Raw genomic sequence first — 380 nt, 5'->3', positions numbered from 1 at the left:
CAGGATGCCTTCTCAGTAATAAACAGGCTCAGGTCAAACTTAGCCGGACTATACAGAGAGTCATCCAACTGCACTGGGCTAAACGGTAAATCTCTAGCTGTTTGTCGTGTTTTCCCGGCGTCTTGCAGCCCGAACAGCACCTGAAAAATAGGATGACGGGACGCATCCCGTTCAACGCCAAGGGCATCAACCAACTGCTCGAACGGTATATCCTGATGAGACTTGGCCTGAGCAATTACATCATGAACATGTCCAATCAGGTGCTCTACACTGCTGGTCTGTTCCACCTGTGCTCGCAAAACCAGTGAATTAACAAACATGCCAATTAAAGGTTGAGTTTGCACATGGTGACGGTTATCAGTCGGTGTCCCCAGTACAAT

General features: G+C 48.4%; 1 protein-coding gene. It reads right to left on the bottom strand.

The genetic code is table 11. The features are described from left to right. On the bottom strand, positions 1–380 hold a 380-nt coding region (locus tag AAC147_RS12175), incomplete at both ends, for a condensation domain-containing protein (RefSeq protein ID WP_047686725.1).

This window comes from Xenorhabdus sp. NBAII XenSa04 (assembly GCF_963866145.1).
Classification (GTDB): domain Bacteria; phylum Pseudomonadota; class Gammaproteobacteria; order Enterobacterales; family Enterobacteriaceae; genus Xenorhabdus; species Xenorhabdus indica.
This window is presented reverse-complemented; position numbering and strand designations above follow the sequence as displayed.